This is a genomic window from Saccharopolyspora sp. NPDC045839, assembly GCF_056431645.1.
In genome coordinates this window covers 321184-338525 of record NZ_JBWKKH010000003.1, presented here as the reverse complement: position 1 = coordinate 338525, position 17342 = coordinate 321184, and the positions used below count along the sequence as shown (strand labels likewise).

Genomic DNA, 17342 nt, shown 5'->3' with positions numbered 1-17342 from the left:
GGGGTCCTAACCTGCGCCGATGGTCGTGCAACGATTGCAGGCGGCGGCGCTCTTCCTCGGCCCGGTCATCTTTGCTGCATCGCCGTTCTTCTGGATCGACGGTCATTACGGCGTGAACGGCGGGATGTTGATCGCCCTTTCCATGGTGCCCTGGGTGTACGGGCTGATCGGTGAATACGAACGGTTGCGCGAACTCATCCCCGTCGCGGCCGGGCTGTGGTTGTTGCTGTTGTTGATCGGGATGTTCGGCAGCATCGCATTCGGACTGCAGGGCTTTTTCGAAGGCGTGTTCGGCTTGCACGATCAGGTGGCCCTGGCGCGCTTCGGCGACTACCCGCCGCAGAGCGTTCTGGTGCTGTGGCTACCGGGGCCGACCTTCCCGCTGGCCCTGCTGGTATTCGGGGTACTCCTCTTCTGGACCCGAATGTCCCCGTCGTGGGTCGCCGTCCTGATCTGCCTCGCCGCTGTCGTCTTTCCGCTGGGCCGGGTTCTTCGCCTCGAATGGGTCGCGTACGCCGTCGACCTCCTGGTGATCGTGCCATTCGCCCAACTCGCTTGGAGCGCTTGGCATCGGACGCCGGCCGGATCCACGACGTCCTGAAGGCCGGACCGCTCCGGCGTTGCTCGCGCAGGCCTGCGGTGCGGGGTGTCGGTGTTGTCAGCCGTCTTCCGGGGGATTTTCGCCCCGCCGGGCCGTTCGCGGGTTCCCGGCATCGTTGTCGCCGGGCTCGTCGTCCCGCCGAGCCTGCTCGTGTTCGTCGGCGTCGACGAGCTTCGCGAGGATCTGTTCCGCTCGTTCCCGGCGGTGGATCAGGCTGTCGGTTCGCAGGTCCTTGCTCAGGGCCACGCACATCAGCACCATGACCAGTGCGAACGGCACCGACGCGAGGAACGTCAGATTCTGGATCCCCTCCAGGGCGTCATCCCCGCCGGACATGAGCATGATCGCCGCGACGGATCCCGTGGCCACACCCCAGAACACGATCATCCACTTCCGCGGTGAGATCGTGCCCCGCTGGGAGAACTTGCCCATCACGAGTGAAGCCGAGTCCGCCCCGGTGATGAAGAAGATCGCCACCAGGACGATGACCAGCACGGTGATGACCGTCGGGATCGGCAGCGCTCGGATGACGGTGAAGATCTGCACTTCCTCCCCGCCGGAACCGGCCACGTCGACGGCGCCGCCGCGCTGCAGGTCGATCGCGGTGCCGCCGAAGATCGCGAACCAGGCCACGCTGACCGCGCTGGGGACCAGGAGTACTCCGCCGATGAACTGCCGGATCGTGCGGCCCCGGCTGATCCGGGCCAGGAACGTACCGACGAACGGCGCCCAGGAGATCCACCACGCCCAGTAGAAGATGGTCCAATGTGAAAGCCATTCGTCAACGGCCTCGCTGCCGGTGGCCCCGGTGCGTGCGGCCATCTCCGCGAAGTCGCTGACGTAGTTGCCGATCGACGTCGGGATCAGGCTCAGGATGAACACCGTCGGCCCGGTGATCAGCACGAACAGCGCCAGCAGAGCCGCGAGGGTCACGTTGATGCCGGACAGCCACTGGATTCCCCTGGCGACCCCGGAGGCGGCGGAGGCGACGAAGCAGATCGTCAGGACGCCGATGATCAGCACCATCACCGGGATGCTGACGGCGTCGATCCATCCCGCGCTCCGCATCCCGCTGCTGATCTGCAGCGTGCCGATGCCCAGCGAGGCCGCCGAACCGAACAGCGTCGCGAACAGCGCGAGGATGTCGATCACCTTTCCCAGCGGCTTGACCGCACCACGCCGCCCCAGCAGCGGAACGAACGTGGAACTGATCATCTGACGTCGACCGCGGCGGAAGGTGCCGTATGCGATCGTCAAGCCGACCACCGCGTAGATCGCCCACGGATGCAACGTCCAGTGGAACAGCGTCGTCGCGAACGACGTCCGCACAGCGGCTTGGCTCAGCGGCGGGACCGTTTCCGGCGGGGGCTGCACGTAGTGCGCCAGCGGTTCGGCGACGCCGAAGAACATGAGGCCGATGCCCATGCCCGCGATGAACATCATCGCGATCCAGGACAGCGTGTGGAACTCCGGCTGTTCGTCGTCACCGCCCAGCGGGATCGCCCCGTAGCGGCTCAACGCGAGCCAAACGACGAAGACCACGAACCCTGTCGCGGCCAGCGCGAACCCCCACCCGATGTCGTCCACCGCCCAGCGCAGCGCGGCTTCGGCGAACGCGCCGAGCGTTGCCGGCGAGGCGATGCCCCAACCCAGGAAGAACAGAACCAGCAGTGCCGTGACGCCGAAGATGACGCGGTCGGTCGGCGATCGGGTGGCCTCGGGTGACGGGCTCGCCGCTTGCTCCGCCATGGGCGCACCTCGCATTTCCCGAGTTCAACCTGGTCACATGGTCGTGTCGCCCATCGCGGTCGGCAACTAGATGGCCGACCCCCGCGAAGCCGGCGCTCGTCGCCTCAAGGCCGTCCACGACCAGGGGACGCCAACCCGGTTCGAGTGGGTACGTCGGAAAATTTTGTGAGCGCTTTTCATCCTGATCTGCGTCGTCAGCTCTGGGGCCCGAATGCGCAGGGTCGTGAGTGCCTGTGGTCGTCATAGCAGCCACAGGCACTCACGACCCAGAGGCACAGGCGTACCGCACAGAGGTCGGAAAAACCTCAGTCGCTTCGATACTCGAAGTCGCCGTGGTCAGCCGGGTTGTCTCGGGAGGATCCCGGCCGCGGTCTTGGTGATCGCTTGGAGGGCGTGGGCGATCGTTGGATTGTCCCGGGCACCCATCCTGGTGACTGCCAGGATTCGGCGAGCAGGTGCCGGTTCGCCGTGGAGCGGGATGCGGGCGACCGGCCAATGGCTGTGCAGGCGTGCCAGCCGGGGCACCAGGATGACGCCGAACCCGTGGGCGACGAGTGCGGTTCCGGTGTCCCATTCGTCGGCGTAGTGCGCGATGTTCGGGCTGAAACCCGCTGCCATGCATGCGGTTGTCACCAGCTGGTGGTAGGTGCTGTCCGGCCGGCCCAGGATCCACGGCTCGTTCGCCGCGTCGGCGAGTGTCACCGCCGGTCGGTCGGTCAGCGGGTGGCCGAGTGGCGTGACCAGGTCGAGCGGATCGTCGAGCAGCGGCTGCTGGTCGAACCGCGCGTCCGACAGCGGCGGGGTGTCCGCTGTGACGATCACCAGCGCCAGGTCCGCGTCTCCGGCGAGCAGCAGGTCGAAGCACCGGGCGGGCTCGGCCTCGATCAGCCGCACCTTCAGGTTCGGGAAGTCGTCACGCAGTTCGGCGGCGGCCGGCGGCAGCAGATGCGTTGCTGCGGTGGAGAAACCGCACAGGGTGAACGGACCACCGGGTTCGTCGGCGAGAGCGGCCATTTCCGCCTTGGCGCGCTCCCACTGGGTGTGCAGCAGTTCCGCGTGGTGCAGCAGCGCATGCGCGGCGGAGGTCAGCCGGATCCGGCGGCCTTGCGGAACCACGAGTTCCACGCCGAGTTCCGCGGACAGCTGGCGCAGTTGGTAGGACACCGCCGACGGCGTGTAGTGCAGCGCCTGGGCCGCGGCGGTGACGGTGCCGTGCTTGGCGACGAGCTGCAAGACCCGAAGTCGACTGTCAATCATGCAAAGAGTTTGCACGATCTGCTGCATGAACATTTGATTGTCCGGACCGGCTGTGGCGCTCCACGCTGGTGGGCACAGACGGCCACCTCGGCCGGAATTCGCGAGGAGCGCCATGCACCCGACGGATCCTCTGCTCCAGCCGTTCACCATCAAGCAGCTCACCTTGCGCAACCGCGTGGTCAGCACCTCGCACGAGCCCGCCTTCGCCGATGACGGCCTGCCCAAGGACCGCTACCGGCTGTACCACTTGGAGAAGGCGCGCGGCGGGGTCGGGCTGACCATGATCGGCGGCTCCGCGGTCATCGCCCCCGACAGCCCACCGGCCTTCGGCAACCTGCTGCTCTACCGCGACGAGGTGGTGCCGTGGCTGCGTCGGCTCGGCGACGACGTGCACGCCGCCGGCGCGGCTGTCATGTGCCAGATCACCCACCTGGGGCGGCGCACGAGCAATTACGCGGGGGACTGGCTGCCGGTGCTGTCCGCGTCCCCGGTGCGCGAACCCGCGCACCGCGCGTTCCCCAAATCCGCCGAGCAGTGGGACCTGGACCGGATCGTGCGGGACTACGCCGACGCGGCGGCTCGCTGCGAAGCCGGCGGCCTCGACGGCGTCGAGATCCAGGCGTACGGGCACTTCCTGGACAGCTTCCTGTCGCCGACGACGAACCACCGCACGGACTCCTACGGCGGGAGCCTGGCGAACCGGATGTCGTTCCCGCGCCGGGTGATCCGGGCGGTGCGGGCCGCGGTCGGGCCCGGTTTCATCGTCGGCATCCGGATGATGATGGACGAGGTCCGGCCGGGCGGGCTGACCGTCGACGACGCCCTGGCGGCGGCGCGCTGCTTCCTCGACGACGGCATCGACCTCATCAGCACCATCCGCGGCTCGATCGAAAGCGATGCCGCGTTGGCCCGGACCATTCCGTCCATGGGCACGCCGTCGGCGCCGTTCCTCGAATTCAGCGCCGAGATCAGGCGGCGGCTCCAGGTCCCGGTGATGCACGCCGCCCGCATCGCCGACGTCGCGACCGCGCGCCACGCCGTGCGGGACGGCCTGCTCGACCTGGTCGGCATGACCCGGGCCCAGATCGCCGACCCGCACCTGGTCGCCAAGGTCGCGGCGGGAGCGGAGGACCGCATCCGGCCGTGCGTCGGGGCCAGCTACTGCCTCGACGCGATCTACGACTCCGGCGACACCAAGTGCATCCACAACCCTGCCACGGGTCGGGAGCAACAGCTCCCGCACACCATCACGCCCGCGTCGGAGCGGAGGAAGGCGGTGGTCGTGGGCGGTGGTCCTGCGGGGCTGGAGGCGGCTCGGGTGCTGGGTGAACGAGGGCACGACGTGGTGCTGTTCGAAGCGAACGACGTGCCGGGCGGGCAGGTCCGCATCGCGGCCGCGAACCCCCGCCGGCGGGACCTGATCGGCATAGTCGACTGGCGCGTCGAGGAATGCAAGCTGCACGGCGTCGACTTCCGGTTCGGAGTGCTGGCCGAGGCAGCGGAAGTCCGCGCGGAACACCCCGACGTCGTGGTCATCGCCACCGGTGGCACGCCGAACGCGACGTTGCTGGAAGGCGACGAGGTGGCCGATACCTGGGACGTGCTCACCGGTGCTCTGCGTCCCGAAGGCCGGGTGCTGGTCTACGACGACAACGGCGCGTACCCGGGCATGGACGCCGTCGAGGTGCTGGCCCGCCGAGGGGCATCGGTCGAGTACGTGACCCCGGAACGCATGCTCGCGCCGGACGTCGGCAGCATGAATTCGCCGGCATATCTGCAAGTCTTCGCCGAGAACGCGGTGCGCGTCACGCTGGCTCACCGGCTGCGATCGGTGCGCCGCACACCCGACGGGCGCCTCACCGCGACGTTGCGCAGCGAGTACGCCGAGGTGGAGGCCGAGCGGGCCGTCGACCACGTGGTGGTCGAGAACGGGACGTTGCCCAACGACGAGCTCTACCAAGCACTGCTCGCCGATTCGACCAACCTCGGCGAGGTGGACCACCGTGCGCTGCTGGCCCTCGCGCCGCAGCAGGTCACCCGGAACCAGGCGGGGCACTACCGGCTGTTCAGGATCGGCGATGCCGTGACCAGCCGCAACATCCACGCGGCCGTCTTCGACGCGCTGCGGCTATGCCTGCCCATGTGAACACGAGGAGCGCGGAAGTGACTGCACTGGGAACCATCGAAGCGTCCGAACTCGTCGCCCGGCGGCCGGTCGGCCACAGCCTGGAAGCAGCGTTCTACGCCGGCCGGGAATTCTTCGACCTCGACATCGCGGCGATCTTCGCGAAGCACTGGATCTTCGTGGCCACCGAGGCCGAACTGCCCGAGCCGGGCGACTACCTCACCACGACGCTCGGCACCTACTCGATCATCGTGTTGCGCGATGATGACGAGAACATCCAGTCGTTCCACAACGTCTGCCGCCACCGCGGCGCCCGCATCCTGGACCAGCCGAGCGGATCGGTCGGGAACATCGTCTGCGGCTACCACAAGTGGACCTACGGCACCGACGGCGCGCTGCGGCACGCGCCGTCCCAACCGTCCGGCTTCGACCCCACCTGCTTCGGGCTCAAGCCCGTCCACGCCCGCAGCGTCGCCGGTCTCATCTTCGTCTGCCTCGCCGACGAACCGCCGAGCGACTTCGCCGACGTGGCCGCGCGCATCGAGCCGTACCTGGCGCCGCATCGCCTGCGCGAAGCCAAGGTCGCGGCCCAGGTCGACCTGGTGGAGCAAGGCAACTGGAAGCTCGTGATGGAGAACAACCGGGAGTGCTACCACTGCGACGGCCACCCCGAGCTGCTGCGCACGTTCTTCCCCACCTACGGCTACACCGAGGAGGATCTGCCGGCGCGGCTGCTCCCGGCGCACGAGCGCTACCTGCGAGTCGATGCCGAACTGCGGCAGACATACAAGGACCTCGGCCTGCCGTACCAGCTCATCGAGGAGCTGGACACCCGCGCCACCGGTTTCCGGATCCAGCGCGATCCGCTCGACCTCGCCGGGGAATCCTTCACCGCAGACGGCAAAGCCGCGTGCCGGCGCCTGCTCGGCGACGTCCCGACACCACGGCTCGGGCACCTGTCGCTGCACCTGCAACCCAACTCCTGGTTCCACGTCGTCAGCGACCACGCCGTCACCTTCTCGGCGCTGCCGATCGCCCCGGACCGGACGTTGGTGCGCACCACGTGGCTGGTGGCCCCGGATGCCGTGGAAGGCGTGGACTACGACCTGGGGACGCTGCTCAAGGTCTGGACGGCCACCAACGAGCAGGATGCGCGGCTGGTCGCCCGCGCCCAGCAGGGGATCAGCAGCCCGGCGTACGAGCCCGGCCCGTACGCCCCGACCGAATACCAGGTCGAGGCCTTCTGCAACTGGTACATCAGCCGCCTCCGCGAGTACCTGCGATGACCGGCGTGCGAACCTTCCGGACCGGCCGCGACTGGGCGGACGCGGCGGACCAGCGGCTGGTCTGCAAGCAGGTCCAGCAGCTGACCGCCGACGTGAAGACGTTCGTCTTCGAACCCGCCGAGCCCGGGCTGTTCCACCACGACCCGGGCCAGTACATCACCATCACGGTGCCGGTCGACGGGCTGGAGGTCGACAGGTGCTACACGCTGTCGTCGCCGCCCTCCCGTCCGCACCTCGCGGCGATCACCGTGAAGCGCGTGCCGGGCGGGCAGGCCTCCAACTGGCTGCACGACCACCTGGTGCCCGGTGCGGTCCTCCACGCACGAGGCCCGTTCGGCGAGTTCTCGATGCACCGGCGCCCGGCGCCGAAGTACCTGTTCCTCTCCGCGGGGAGTGGCGTGACGCCGCTGATGTCGATGACCAGGACGCTCCACGACCTGGCCAGCCCGGCGGACGTGGTCTTCGTGCACAGCGCCCGAACCCCGGACGACATCATCTTCCGGCGAGAACTGGACTTCATCGAAGCCACTTCGGAGCGCATCCGGGTGACGCACGTCTGCGAGGACGACGGGCCGCACGAGCGCTGGGCGGGCCGGCGCGGTCGACTGGGCATCGGCATGCTGCGGAGCATCGCCCCGGACTTCCTGGACCGCGAGGTGTTCACCTGCGGACCGGCCGGCTACATGGCGGCCGTGCGGCGGATGCTCGCGGAAGCCGGTTTCGCCATGGACCACTACCACGAGGAGAGCTTCACCATCGACGCCCCGGTCCCCGAAACATCCGGTGGCGAAGGGAGATTCGAGGTGCGGCTCGCCCGCAGCGGCCGGACCGTCGAGTGCGACGCCGACACACCGATCCTGGACGCCGCGGCAAGCTCCGGCATCACCTTGCCGTCGTCCTGCGGACAAGGAATGTGCGGCACCTGCAAAGCAACGCTGCTGAAGGGCTCGGTGGACATGCGGCACAACGGCGGTATCCGCCCCCGGGACCGAGCGGAGAACAAGATCCTCCTGTGCTGCGCCAAACCACTGGAGGACCTGGTGATCGACGCCTGAACCCTCCCAGCCGAGCGCGCTTCCGGGGTCGACGAGCTGACACCGGCGGAGCTGCAGTGCCCGCCGGCGGAGCCGTCCAACGCGGCGGCGGGGGAGCCCTCGGTGTTCATGCGGCTGTGCGGGGTTCCGATGAATTCCGAGGGCATCCGGCGTCTTGTCGTCCCGCCGTCCGGGGGTGACTAGGCGGGAGCGAACCGGTTGTGCTCAGGCGGGGCGAGGTGGTTCAGCCGGAGTTACCCCAGAGCAAGATGAATCCGGTGCAACGCCTGCTTCGCGGCTGAAGAGCGCAGCGAGGAACAACGGTGCGCCCGGCTACGAACAATCCGTCGGTGGTTGCGCGGCTTCCGCTTCGACGATCCAGATCGGCCTGTCGGAACATTCCACGCGAGTGCCGTCACCGGGTTCGAGCCGGGTGCGGATGATGCGCATCCAGCTCCCGTCGATTTCGGCGAATGGTCCGGGGATGCCGGCTCCGTAGTAGAAGGTTCGCACTTGGTTGTGGATGACGTGTGCAGACTGGGACCAGTCGATGTAGCTGAAGCCCGGTTCCATCAAGGGGGCCCTCGTCGCTGCTTTCTCGTCTTGGGGCATACCTGGGAATCCGTCGGCGACGAGGTCTAGGGCTTTGCCGAGGGTGGTCTCGACGCTCGGGGTGATCTGGTCCCAGAGCTGGTCGTAGGTGATGAATTCGGGAAGGTGGATGCCGTCGTGCTGGGCGATGATGTTTCCGGTGTCAATCTTGTTGTCCATCCGGTGGACGGTCACGCCGAGGTGGGTGTCGCCGTTGCGGATCGCCCACTGCACCGATGCGGGGCCTCGGTATTTGGGCAGTGCTGAGGGGTGCACGTTGACGATGCCGAGCCTGGGGACGTCGAGGACGGCAGGGGGCAGTTTCCACGACAGGCCGAAGACGACGGCGACATCGACGCGGTAGCCGCGGAGCGCGTTGGCCAGTCCGTCAACGTCACCGGGCAGCAGGAGGTCGACTTCGGGCGGGATCCCTTCGAGAATGTTGTCCACTTTCGCGCCCATGTTCGGATAGCTGTCTCCCCTGGGGCGGGCGGAACGTCCTGTGATGTACAGGACCGGCTCGTGCCCTCCCAGTCTGGTGCCTGCGTGGAGTGCGGCGAAGAGGTCGGATCGGAAGGACACCAGAGCGACCCGGGGCATCGTGGTCTCACTTTCACGGTCATGTGTGCGGTGCTCGTCCGGTGAACAGCTCACTCGGCTGACAGAGCGTTCACCTGGGTGTGGAGTCGTCTGGCGGCCGGGTCGGTGAACTCGGCGAGGGTCTGTTGCGCCTCGTTCGCGTGAGTGGAGGCCTCGGCTCGCGCACCGGTTGCGGTCAGGGCATGGGCGAGGTGGGTCAGTGTCACGGCCAGGTTCCAGCGGTCGCCGAGCTGGCGGTGCCGCTCCGCGGCAGTGCGGTGGAACTCAGCAGCCTCGGGGTAGCGGTTGAGTGCCGCATACGCCTGGCCGATAGCCCCCCACACGATCCCCTCTCTGGATCGGTCGCCGATGCGGCGCTGCAGGGCCGCCGCTCGGTGGTAGGTCTCCAGCGCGTCCTCGGCCTGGCCGAGTGCGACCTGCAGCCGGCCGAGATCGAGCAGCCACCATCCTTCCCAAACGGGGTTGCGAGCTTCCTCGGCGATGCCGAGAGCCCGGTCAATGCTCTCGCGGGCCTGCTCGAGGTGTCCCGTTCTGCGTTGGATTTCGCTGGCACAGCGCAGCGCGTCCCCCTCCCCGGCCTCGTTGCCGACCTCGCGGTACAGCGTGAGCGCGATCCTGTTGAGCTCGTGCGCCTGCTCGTAGTCCTCGGCTTCGAGGTGTACGTGCGCGAGCCCGTTGGCGGTGATGGCCCGCCACGCATGATCGTCGAGTTCCATCGCCATGGAATGAGCCCGCTCGAAGTAGTCGTGTGCTTGGTCGAGGCGGTGGCCCCGCAGTGCGGCCAATGCGATTCCGTTCAGCGAGGAAACCTGCCCGATCCTGTCACCGACCTCCTGCCGAAGGGCGAGGGCTGCTTGGTGGAACTCGATCCCTTGATCGAGTTCGAAGCTCTGCGTGTGCAGTTTCGCCAGGCTTTCGGTGATCACGGCCTCGCCACTGCGGTCGCCGACCTCGCGCACGGCGGGCAGTGCGATCGCACAGGCGGTGCGCCAGTCGTCGAAGTGGTTGTGCCGGGCGTACATCCGTTGGATCGCGGCGGGAATCTGCCAAGCGAGATCCGGCATGCCCGCGTTGTGAGCGGCCTGAGCGGCGGCGAGGAGGTTCGACCGCTCCTGGTCGAACCATGTGATCGCCTCGGTCTGGTCGTCGAAGCTCATTGGCGGGGGGCCTTCGGCTTGCTCGGCCAGTGAGGTGCGGAACGCTCCCGGCACCGCGGTGGCCATGCACGCATCCGCGGTGCGCAGGTACCACAGCAAGAGCCGCCGCAGTGCCGCACCGGCAGTATCGGGATCCTCATGCCGTGCCTCGTCGAGAGCGTAGGCACGCAGCAGATCGTGGAACTGGTAGCGATCCCGTGCGATCTGTTCGAGCAGATGCGTACCGACGAGCTCGTCGAGCAGGCGTCGGGCCTCACCCGCGGTGGCTTCGACCAGCGCTGCGGCGGCATGCGTGCTGAATTCGGGGCCGGGATGCAGGCCAAGGAGCCGGAACAGGCGGTGAGCGCATGCGGTCAGGCCACGATACGACCAGGCGAACACCGAGCGGACCGCATCGGATTCGTCATCGTGGCTGGCCGTGAGCGCGTCCCAAAGTTCGGACTCGTCCCGGAGCCTGGCGATCAGTTCGCGCAGCGGTATCGTCGGCTGGCTCGCGGCCCGTTCGGCTGCGATCCGCAGGGCCAGGGGAAGGCGCGCGCACAGTCGGGACAGCTCGGCGAGATCGGTCGCGCTGTCGGTGCTCCGGTAGTCGGCGGAGGCTTTGCGGAGAAGTGTGGTCGCTTCGGCCTCGTCGAGGAGGTTCAGCGTGAGGCGGTAGGCACCGTCCCGGGCGACCAGCCCGGACAAGCGGCTGCGGCTGGTAACCAGCACCAGGCAGTCCGATGTGCCCGGCAGCAAGGGACGGACCTGGCCGGGGCCGGAGGCGTTGTCGAGCACCACGAGCATCCGGCGCCCGGCCAGCCGGGAGCGGAACAACGTCGCCCGGTCCTCCAGCTCACGCGGAATTGCCGAGGCCGGCACGTCCAGGGCACGCAGGAAGCGTTCGAGGGCCTGATGGGGGGTGACGGGGGAGCCGGGGTCGTAGCCGCGCAAGTTGACGTACAGCTGCCCATCGGGAAATTCGTGCTGGACCTTGTGCGCCCAGTGCAGGGCGAAGGCGGTCTTGCCGACCCCAGCGGTACCGACGATCACGCACAGTGCCGAGACACGGGCGGAACTCTCGTGCCTCAGGAGTTTGAGGTCGAGGCGCTGCAACTCGGCGTCCCGGTTGACGAAATCCCAGACGTCGGGCGGCAGTTGACGCGGCACGGGCACATCCGCCCGGTGCTCGGCTGCTGGCGGGTGATGGAAGTGGACGCCTCCGCTGACGTCGCGGGCCTGGACGACGTCAGCAGCGCGACCGGACAGTTCCGAGTGCGTCGCGGCATGCTTGTGCGGGTCGTACTCATCCGGCTCTGGCGTTGTGTGCACGGATCGGCCTTTTCTGTCCTGAACGAGGAACTTGTCGATGTCTGGGTCATTCCTCGCCGGGACCGGGCGGGGGCAGTGCCTCCACGACGCGCTCGAAGTAGTCGGCGATGTCCTCGCCGGTCGCGTACAGCCGCATCATGAAATCTCGCCAGCTGGCGAGATCCTCCGGAGCATCCGATCGAATCGCCCCCGCTAGGACGCCGTCGGCGTCGTACAGGACCTGGTAGATGGCCTCACTGCCGACTGTCACGATCTCGGGAAGGGGCCCATCGGACTCGAACGGGGCGACCTCGTCGACTCCGACGATCCGCACCTGCCCGCCGTATTCGCTGCGTTGACGCTGGGAATGTATGAGCCACTGCATGTACGGGGTGAGAGGCTCTTCGACTACACGTACTCGGTAGGTCGTGAATCCCTGCCGGGCAACTCGTCGAAAGTAGGACTTCAGGCTTTCCGATCTGTCCTCGAGGAGCTTCAGCGACTCGCGCCAGTCGCCACGTGCGAACGCATCCCAGCTCGGGTTGCCCTGCTCCTGAAATGACTGCCGTCGTTCGAACTTCCAGAAATCGTTCTCCGTGATCCGCCAGAAACGAGGATCGAAGTCCCGGAGATATTCCTCGGGTGACAGGCGCTCGCCCAGCAGTTCACGCGGAGGATTCTTCATCGGCGATATCCCCCTTCGCTGACCTCAACATCTTCCCGGGGATGACGACAAGCCGCTCGTCGTGGCCGATGCTCACGCCCGAAGGCAATCGCCGCAGGTAGCTCTCGGTGAGATCTCGTCCGATCACCGCCACATCTCCGTTCTCTAGTTCCCAGATATCCGGACAGCTCGGATTTTCATCTGTCATGGACAACTCCAGTGCTGATTTTCCCAAACGTCGCAAAAAAGGCGTCGTAGCGTCGGCTTCCCATTTTCTTTGCATCGGAAATCACATCCAATCAACCGAGCCTAAAACGCATAACGATTACCAGTAATGTCATGTTACGTCAAGTGATCGCGGAAGTACGAGGTGCTATCGGGGGAAGTCCCTACATTCGAGCTTTGTTCCTGCCGATGTGGAACACGAGCGGCACATGTCGCGCACCGCCTGCGCGCGGTCTCCTGCTCGCGGAAGGTTTTCGGGCCCATAGGTTCGAGTTGGGGCCGGGCGGCGCAGTCACGATGTGACGACCATCGTAAACAGAGTTACGACAATAGGAGGCCATCCATTCATCGGAGCAAGAAGAAGAGCTGGGAAGTGCTCTCCGCCGGTCGCCCGATCAACCGGTTCGCCCGCGAGCTTGGGCTTGAGTCATGAGACGTTGTGGAACTGGGTGCGTGCGCAATCCTGTTGGGCCAGTCTCCAGGGACGGGATGGTGTCGGTCGTCGAGCCGCGCTTCGATTGGCAGGGCTTGCTCTGGTGCCCGATGGTGGGAGCGGAACCCGCGGCTGCGGGCGTCTGCAGGGTGGAGTGGGGGGAGCGACATGCCGAAGTACTTGGTGCAGGGCAGCTACACCGCCGGGGGGACGAAGGGGGTGCTCGCCGAGGGCGGAACCGGGCGGCGGGAGGCTGTTGAAAGGGTCGTCGGGTCGTGCGGCGGAACGCTTGAGTCGCTTTACTTCGCGTTCGGAGCCGACGATGTCTACGTCGTCGTCGACATGCCCGACGACGTCTCCATGGCTGCCATGGCCATGGCGGTTCGGGCCGCTGGGGCCGTGACGTCCAGGGTGGTGCCGCTCCTTCGCCCCGAGGACGTCGACGAGGCTGCGCGGAAGACCGTCGACTACCGACCCCCCGGAGCCTGAGCGCGGCTGATGCCGGTGATGGGTCCGTGACCGCGGCCGGTCCGGTGTGGCATGTGGCCGTCTTCGGATACCTACCGGGCGATCCCGGTGTTCGGGGACATCGCTGCAGGCGCCAACCTCGTGAAGGATGATGCGTGCCTGTGCCTGCGATGATCACTCCTGTGATGCCGCCGGAGCCTTGGGTGCTCGTGCGGTGCACGTGCTGCTCGGGCCTTCAGACGCGGGTGTGGACGGGAGTTGCTTCCGGCTGGGAGTTGTGGACGTGCCCGCTCCCCGCGATGGATCCGGCCTGCACCACCGAACCGGCCACGACCTGCGGCTCGGTGCAAGTGATGCCCAAAAGTGACCGTTGAGCATGCCAAGGAGTCTTCATTTTCTCGATTGGTTCCGGCGTCTTCGAAAAATGCGGAGACCGGGTTCGATAATTTCCAATGGTTCTCGCGGAATGCGCGATCTAGGGTGATGTCGTGCGACGAACGATGGAATGGGCATGCTGAGCGGGGCTCTCGCGGGAATCAAGGTTTTGGACCTGTCCCGAATCCTGGCCGGCCCGTGGTGCACCCAGAACCTGGCCGATCTCGGCGCCGAGGTGATCAAGATCGAAAACCCGGTTGGCGGCGACGACACCCGGGGTTGGGGGCCGCCGTACTTGCCGGACACCGCGGTCGCGGACGGGTTCTCCGGCTACTACATCTGCTGCAACCGGGGCAAGCGGTCGATCGCGATCAACTTCGCCGAGCCGGCTGGTGCGGCGCTCGTTCGCGAGTTGGCCGCCGAGGCCGATGTCGTCGTCGAGAACTACAAGCCCGGAACCCTCGACCGGTACGGCCTGGGGTACGCCGCGCTGCGGGAGATCAACCCGAAGCTGATCCACCTGGCCATCACCGGCTTCGGTGCCAGCGGGCCGATGGCTGGAAAGCCTGGCTACGACTACGTCTTCCAGGGCATGGGCGGGCTGATGAGCTACACCGGGCCCGCCGACGGCACACCCGGAGCCGGGCCGTGCAGAACCGGGGTGGCGGTGGTCGACCTGATGTCCGGGATGTATGCGACCAGCGCGATCCTGGCCGCTCTCCTGCAGCGCACGACGACCGGTGCGGGGCAGTCGATCGACATCGCGCTGCTCGACGTCGCGGTGGCGATGAACGCGAACCAGGCGTCGAACTACCTGGTGTCGGACAAGATTCCGCAGCGCATCGGAAACGCCCACCCGAACTGCGCGCCGTACGACGTGTTCGCCTGCGCCGATGGCCACCTGATCCTCGCGATCGGCAACGATGCGCAGTTCCGGCGGTTCTGCGCCACGGCAGGGTTGGCCGAGCTCGCGGCCGATGAGAGGTACGCGACGAATGCCGCCCGCATCGACAACCTGTCCGGGCTGCGTCCGGTCGTGGCCGCCGCGATGGCGTCCCGGAGCCGCCAGGAGTGGTGCCGCGTGCTCGACGAGGCCGGGGTTCCCTGGGGCGCGATCAACACGCTGGACGACGTCTTCCGCGATGCCCAGGTGGTGCACCGGGGCATGCGGATCGAGGCCGAACATCCCACGCTGGGCGTCGTGCCGATGGTGCGCAACCCACTGCTGGCCGGGGACCGGAAGGCCGAACACCGACCGCCGCCGGCGAAGGGTGAGCATTCGGTGGAAGTCCTCAGTGGACTCGGCCTCGGGGGCGACGAGATCGCGGCTCTGGTGCGCAAGGGCGTCGTCCACTCCGGTTGAGAGCTTGCGACACCACCAATCCCGCACGACCCGCTGTGGCGTACCGGTCACAGGCAGAACTGACAGTGAACCCCGGACTTGGGAGCAGATTTGGCGGACAGCAGGACTTCCGAACACACCACGACGACCCTGGACGGCGACGGCATCGCAACGGTCACGATCACCAATGCGAAGGTGCTGAACATCCTGAGCAGCCCGGTCATCAAGGACGTCACGGCGGCGATCGAGGCGCTCGCAGCCCGCGACGACGTCCGGGTGCTGGTGCTGCGCGGCACCGGTGACCGGGCGTTCATCGGCGGCGCCGATATCGGCGAGATGGTCACGCTGAACCGGAGCAGCGCCGCTGAGTTCATCACGGGTCTCAAGGACATGTGCGATGCGGTGCGCGACTTCCCGGCGCCGGTGATCGCCCGGCTCGCCGGCTACACCCTGGGTGGCGGCCTTGAAGTGGCGGCCGCCTGCGACCTGCGAATCGGCAGCAGCGATGCGCATTTCGGCATGCCCGAGGTCGCGGTCGGCATTCCGTCGGTGATCCACGCCGCGCTGCTGCCACGGCTGGTGGGCAACGGCCGCGCCACCTGGCTGACCCTCACCGGCGACCAGATCGATGCGCCCACCGCGCTGTCCTGGGGCTTGGTGCACGAGATCTGCGACCTACCCGAGCTGGATGCCGCGGTAGCCCGCAACGCGAAGCGTCTCGCCGAGCTGGGCCCGGCCGCGCTGCGCCGGCAGAAGCGGTTGCTGCGCTCGTGGGAGGACCTACCGGTCGACGAGGCTGTAGCGGCCAGCATCCCGGAATTCGCGGCAGCCTTCGACACCGGTGAACCGCAGCGGTTCATGGCCGAATTCCTGAACCGGAAGCGCTCCCGGTGACCGCGGTTCGATGAGCGGGTCGGTCGCGGCTCTCAGGAGGCGATCGCGAAACGAACCAATGATCAAGATCGAAGATGTGCTGCCCTCCGCTCGGAGGGGTGGGCAGCGGGGTTGCAGCCACCCACGTGGTCACCGACGGCGCGCGGCCGGGACGCCGTGCGACGTTGTGATGGCCGTCTCGTCGGGTCCTCTCCTGGGCTTTGGGCCGTGGTAATTTCGCCGGGTCGATACCGCAGGTGAGGGGCCGTGCGCGCGACCGGTGTGGAGGTGGCGGATTGGGCGGCGGCATGCGGTACGAACTGACCGATCTCCGGCTGTTCCGCGCCATCGCGGAGGCGGAAAGCCTGTCGACCGGTGCGTCGGCGGTGTTCATCACGGCGTCCTCGGCCAGCTACCGGCTGAAGAACCTCGAACACGCGATGGGCACCGCGTTGTTCACCAGGACGGCGCGCGGGATGCGGTTGACCCCGGCCGGTGAGGTGCTGCTGACGCACGTCCGGGAGGTGCTGGCCGGTGTGGACCGGATGCACGGGGACGTGTCCCGGTTCTCGCAGGGGCTCAAGGGCAGCGTGCGGCTGTGGGCCAACAGCAGTTCCCTCAACGGCTTCATCCTGCCCAGCGTCAGCCGGTTCCTGCTGGCTCACCCCGACGTCAACCTGGATCTGGAGGAGCGGCCGAGCGGTGCGATCGCGGAAGGCGTGGCCACCGGCGAGGTCGATGTCGGCGTGCTGGCCGGGGAAGTCTCCGACAGCCGCGTTCGGTCGGTGCGGTACGCGGTGGACGAGCTGGTGGTGGTCACGCCGATCGACCACCCGCTGGCCCGCCAGCCGGAGATCCGATTCGGCGCGGCGCTGGAGTTCGACTTCATCTGCATGAGCCGGACCAGCAGCAACTACCTGTTCCTGGCCGAGGTCGCGAAGCGGGACCGGCAGACGCTGAACACGCGGTTGCACGTCCACTCGTTCAACGCCGTGCTGCACCTGGTGGAGACGGGCGTCGGGGTGTCGCTGGCGCCGCTGAGCGTGGCCCGGCCGATGGCCGAGAGCGGCCGGGTGGCCGCGCTGCGCATCCTGGAGCCGTGGGCTGCCCGGGAGCTGCACCTGGTCACCTCGGTGGACGCCGCGCTGCCGAGCTTCACGGCGGCGTTCGTGGACTTCCTGCTCACCGACCCCCGGGTGGTGGCCACCCGGCAGGCGGTTCAGCCCGGCGCGTGAGCGCCTTCGATATCCACGAATCCTGGGTTCGAATATT

The 17342-nt window shown here is 67.5% G+C and carries 14 protein-coding genes; 8 read left to right on the top strand and 6 right to left on the bottom strand.

Features of this window, described 5'->3' with window-relative positions; all coding sequences use genetic code 11:
* Positions 1-19: 19 nt before the first annotated feature.
* The gene (locus AC07EQ_RS07045) at positions 20-601 is read left to right on the top strand and encodes a hypothetical protein (RefSeq protein ID WP_478387014.1); all 582 of its coding nucleotides are present in this window, start codon (positions 20-22) and stop codon (positions 599-601) included.
* A gap of 57 nt (positions 602-658) precedes the next feature.
* Here AC07EQ_RS07045 and AC07EQ_RS07040 read toward each other — a convergent pair whose 3' ends face one another.
* Both AC07EQ_RS07040 and AC07EQ_RS07035 read right to left on the bottom strand, forming a co-directional pair.
* Positions 659-2350, bottom strand: coding sequence for a BCCT family transporter (locus tag AC07EQ_RS07040; RefSeq protein WP_478387013.1), 1692 nt, complete (start codon positions 2348-2350; stop codon positions 659-661).
* A gap of 336 nt (positions 2351-2686) precedes the next feature.
* Positions 2687-3607, bottom strand: coding sequence for a LysR family transcriptional regulator (locus AC07EQ_RS07035; protein WP_478387012.1), 921 nt, complete (start codon positions 3605-3607; stop codon positions 2687-2689).
* A 112-nt stretch (positions 3608-3719) separates the two neighbouring features.
* Here AC07EQ_RS07035 and AC07EQ_RS07030 point away from each other — a divergent pair, with 112 nt between their 5' ends.
* Genes AC07EQ_RS07030 through AC07EQ_RS07020 form a run of 3 tightly spaced genes read left to right on the top strand, consistent with a single transcriptional unit; the run spans position 3720 to position 8073 of the window.
* A complete protein-coding gene (locus tag AC07EQ_RS07030; RefSeq protein WP_478387011.1) occupies positions 3720-5753 on the top strand; it encodes an oxidoreductase in 2034 nt (677 codons plus the stop codon).
* Between the two features lie 17 nt (positions 5754-5770).
* Positions 5771-7018: an aromatic ring-hydroxylating oxygenase subunit alpha gene (locus tag AC07EQ_RS07025; RefSeq protein ID WP_478387009.1), complete on the top strand. Its 1248-nt coding sequence runs from the start codon at positions 5771-5773 to the stop codon at positions 7016-7018.
* Positions 7015-8073, top strand: a complete 1059-nt coding sequence (locus AC07EQ_RS07020; protein ID WP_478387008.1) for an FAD-binding oxidoreductase — start codon at positions 7015-7017, stop codon at positions 8071-8073. The genes AC07EQ_RS07025 and AC07EQ_RS07020 overlap by 4 nt, the downstream gene beginning before the upstream one ends.
* Before the next feature lie 312 nt (positions 8074-8385).
* Here the strand turns inward: AC07EQ_RS07020 and AC07EQ_RS07015 are convergent, their stop codons facing one another.
* From AC07EQ_RS07015 to AC07EQ_RS07000, 4 genes are all read right to left on the bottom strand, one after another.
* The gene (locus AC07EQ_RS07015; protein WP_478387007.1) at positions 8386-9105 is read right to left on the bottom strand and encodes a methionyl-tRNA formyltransferase; all 720 of its coding nucleotides are present in this window, start codon (positions 9103-9105) and stop codon (positions 8386-8388) included.
* A gap of 188 nt (positions 9106-9293) precedes the next feature.
* Positions 9294-11711 carry an ATP-binding protein gene (locus AC07EQ_RS07010; protein ID WP_478387006.1) on the bottom strand — a complete coding sequence of 806 codons (2418 nt, stop codon included), beginning with the start codon at positions 11709-11711 and terminating at the stop codon, positions 9294-9296.
* A gap of 46 nt (positions 11712-11757) precedes the next feature.
* On the bottom strand, positions 11758-12375 hold the full coding sequence (locus AC07EQ_RS07005) for a DUF6879 family protein (RefSeq protein ID WP_478387005.1): 618 nt from the start codon (positions 12373-12375) through the stop codon (positions 11758-11760).
* Positions 12356-12562 (bottom strand): hypothetical protein, encoded by a 207-nt coding sequence (locus tag AC07EQ_RS07000; RefSeq protein ID WP_478387004.1) that lies wholly within the window; start codon positions 12560-12562, stop codon positions 12356-12358. Before AC07EQ_RS07000 ends, AC07EQ_RS07005 begins: the two co-directional genes overlap by 20 nt.
* 618 nt (positions 12563-13180) lie before the next feature.
* Between AC07EQ_RS07000 and AC07EQ_RS06995 the strand changes: the two genes are divergently transcribed.
* The 4 genes from AC07EQ_RS06995 (at position 13181) to AC07EQ_RS06980 (ending at position 17305) form a co-directional block, all read left to right on the top strand.
* On the top strand, positions 13181-13501 hold the full coding sequence (locus tag AC07EQ_RS06995) for a GYD domain-containing protein (protein WP_478387003.1): 321 nt from the start codon (positions 13181-13183) through the stop codon (positions 13499-13501).
* Positions 13502-13991: 490 nt separating this feature from the next.
* On the top strand, positions 13992-15218 hold the full coding sequence (locus tag AC07EQ_RS06990; protein WP_478387002.1) for a CaiB/BaiF CoA transferase family protein: 1227 nt from the start codon (positions 13992-13994) through the stop codon (positions 15216-15218).
* 90 nt (positions 15219-15308) lie between these two features.
* Positions 15309-16091 (top strand): enoyl-CoA hydratase, encoded by a 783-nt coding sequence (locus AC07EQ_RS06985; protein ID WP_478387001.1) that lies wholly within the window; start codon positions 15309-15311, stop codon positions 16089-16091.
* Positions 16092-16378: 287 nt separating this feature from the next.
* Positions 16379-17305 carry a LysR substrate-binding domain-containing protein gene (locus AC07EQ_RS06980; protein WP_478387000.1) on the top strand — a complete coding sequence of 309 codons (927 nt, stop codon included), beginning with the start codon at positions 16379-16381 and terminating at the stop codon, positions 17303-17305.
* The last annotated feature ends 37 nt before the right edge of the window (positions 17306-17342 follow it).

Bases quoted from the DNA above. Each gene is read 5' to 3' on its own strand.
- AC07EQ_RS06990 (WP_478387002.1), top strand. From the start codon at position 13,992: ATGCTGAGCGGGGCTCTCGCGGGAATCAAGGTTTTGGACCTGTCCCGA.
- AC07EQ_RS06995 (WP_478387003.1), top strand. From the start codon at position 13,181: ATGCCGAAGTACTTGGTGCAGGGCAGCTACACCGCCGGGGGGACGAAG.
- AC07EQ_RS06980 (WP_478387000.1), top strand. From the start codon at position 16,379: ATGCGGTACGAACTGACCGATCTCCGGCTGTTCCGCGCCATCGCGGAG.
- AC07EQ_RS07020 (WP_478387008.1), top strand. From the start codon at position 7,015: ATGACCGGCGTGCGAACCTTCCGGACCGGCCGCGACTGGGCGGACGCG.
- AC07EQ_RS07030 (WP_478387011.1), top strand. From the start codon at position 3,720: ATGCACCCGACGGATCCTCTGCTCCAGCCGTTCACCATCAAGCAGCTC.
- AC07EQ_RS07045 (WP_478387014.1), top strand. From the start codon at position 20: ATGGTCGTGCAACGATTGCAGGCGGCGGCGCTCTTCCTCGGCCCGGTC.
- AC07EQ_RS07035 (WP_478387012.1), bottom strand. From the start codon at position 3,607: ATGATTGACAGTCGACTTCGGGTCTTGCAGCTCGTCGCCAAGCACGGC.
- AC07EQ_RS07005 (WP_478387005.1), bottom strand. From the start codon at position 12,375: ATGAAGAATCCTCCGCGTGAACTGCTGGGCGAGCGCCTGTCACCCGAG.
- AC07EQ_RS07040 (WP_478387013.1), bottom strand. From the start codon at position 2,350: ATGGCGGAGCAAGCGGCGAGCCCGTCACCCGAGGCCACCCGATCGCCG.
- AC07EQ_RS07000 (WP_478387004.1), bottom strand. From the start codon at position 12,562: ATGACAGATGAAAATCCGAGCTGTCCGGATATCTGGGAACTAGAGAAC.
- AC07EQ_RS07015 (WP_478387007.1), bottom strand. From the start codon at position 9,105: ATGGGCGCGAAAGTGGACAACATTCTCGAAGGGATCCCGCCCGAAGTC.